A 2,019-nucleotide genomic window follows, 5' to 3' on the forward strand; every position below is an offset into this window, starting at 1 on the left:
AATGCTTCAACTTAGGTAACTTCTCCGATTAAGAAAATTATACTCATGAGCACTATAGTATAATTGTCTTGAAAAGAATTGTACTTGCGCACAATTTGGAGGGCAAAATGATACCGGATCAGTTTTCCTCTAGTTCACCAGGAAAAGTGAAGAAGATAGTCGGTCCGAGCTTCACATACTGGGCGTTTGTACCTAATCCCTTACCACCAAAGCTCGTATATGACAATGACCTTCTGTTTCTTCTCGGTGAAGCAAATCGAGCGATGGGAGAGTTTTCGGGGTTTCTTTCTGGGAGTCCAGGATCGCGATTGTTGATCAGGCCTCTCTTTCGCAGGGAAGCCGTTGCTTCGTCACAGATCGAGGGAACGACTTCGGACATTGAAGATCTCTACTTTTTTGAAGCTGACCAAAATAGTGTTCCCTTGGCAGATGATGTTCGGGAGGTGTCGAATTATCTAAAGGCACTTGAGTATGGTCTTGAACGCCTGAAGTCTTTGCCAATTTCAACACGACTTTTCAAGGAGTTACATTCCGTGCTCATGTCGGGAGTGCGCGGAGGCTATTCATATCCCGGAGAATTAAGGAGAACGCAGAACTGGATTGGAAAACCGGGCTGCACTTTGAATGAAGCTGATTATGTACCCCCACCTCCCGAAGAGCTGAACGATTGTCTTGGCGAACTGGAGAATTTCATCAACTCTGAATCTAGATTACCTCCACTTGTTAGGTTGGCTTTGGTTCATTATCAGTTTGAAGCCATCCATCCATTTGTGGACGGTAACGGAAGGGTTGGGAGGCTTTTGATCTCTTTGCTCAAGACCTACTGGGGACTGATGGATCAACCAGGATTGTATCTCAGCGGCTATTTTGAAGCTAATCGACAGGAATACTATTCAAGACTGAGAAGCGTAAGCTTTGAGGGCGACTGGAATGGATGGATTTTCTTCTTTCTCAAGGCGGTCCTTCAGCAGTCTGAGCTAGGAAAGAATAAGCTGAAGGAGATCATGGATCTTAGAAGCAACTGGATAGGTCGTCTAAAACCTGTTTCTTCAGCCCTTCCACTAGCGCTAATTGATTCTCTATTCGAGAATCCTGTAATTACAATTCCGCAAGCTGCCGAAAGACTAAACGTGACTTACGTTAGCGCCAGAAGGGCGGTCACTGCTTTGTGTGAGAAGGGAGTCCTTTCACAAACAGATCAAAGCAAGTACGGGAAGAAATACATTGCTTCAGAGTTGATTGAGATTGTTAAATGAAGACTCGTCCTCTAGAAGTACCAAGTATATTGGAGATGCTGCCTTTGGCAGGAAGCATTCTCAGGTCCACCGTCAAAGGTTCTCCGTCCTCCGAGGAGACTAAGAGCAGAAGTGATGCGGCTTTCAGCGGGAAGCACTCAGAAGCCGGTCAAAAGGCGAGAATCATCGCCGCCAGTGAAGGCTTCACCTTCGCCAGTACCACCTCACGGGAGAAGAGCCGCTGAACGCTTAAAGGCGGAGAACCCGCTGATCGCTGTCAAGAGTCGTCCTTGGTCCTTCGTCCAAAACTATGAACCCGTCCTTCTAAAACGCTGCTGCACGGTTGAGAGAACACGCTGTACGCTGATGAAAACCGCGTTGTTCGTCAACGGTCCTCCGCCGAGAGGATCAAAACCAGATCCCGAAACAAGTTCGGGATGACAGAGTAAGGGACTTCCGAAAGCCGATATCGAGATAACTTCCTCAGTTACAGTGAAACCCTGAATTGGTGAGCCGGTTTTGTTCACGAAACCCCAGACTCGAAACCCGAGACCCGTTTTGTTAGGTCTTTTTACTTACAACTTGGAACTTGCATCTTGCAACTGATCCTTTGCTCTTTCCAACCTCCGACCTCCGACCCCCAACCACGGAAAACCAAGATCCCGAAACAAGTTCGGGATGACCCTGAACAGGAGACCCCAAACAGGAGCATTTTGGCGCAGGGTTTCAGGACAGGCTCAGTGGGATGACAACTGACGGTTATTGCGAAAAGGCTAGATTCCGT

At 47.5% G+C, this 2,019-nt stretch carries 2 protein-coding genes; both read left to right on the top strand.

Annotated features, from left to right (window positions below; translation table 11 throughout):
* Positions 1-107: 107 nt before the first annotated feature.
* Entirely contained in the window at positions 108-1,256 is a 1,149-nt protein-coding gene (locus tag BG32_RS14615) for a Fic family protein (RefSeq protein WP_121527035.1), read from the top strand.
* 44 nt (positions 1,257-1,300) lie between these two features.
* The gene (locus BG32_RS14620; RefSeq protein WP_147435094.1) at positions 1,301-1,480 is read left to right on the top strand and encodes a hypothetical protein; all 180 of its coding nucleotides are present in this window, start codon (positions 1,301-1,303) and stop codon (positions 1,478-1,480) included.
* Positions 1,481-2,019 lie beyond the last annotated feature (539 nt).

The organism is Mesotoga sp. HF07.pep.5.2.highcov (assembly GCF_003666285.1).
Taxonomy (GTDB): domain Bacteria; phylum Thermotogota; class Thermotogae; order Petrotogales; family Kosmotogaceae; genus Mesotoga; species Mesotoga prima.

Excerpts from the sequence above, each read along its gene's own strand:
- BG32_RS14615 (WP_121527035.1), top strand. The coding sequence starts at position 108 with ATGATACCGGATCAGTTTTCCTCTAGTTCACCAGGAAAAGTGAAGAAG.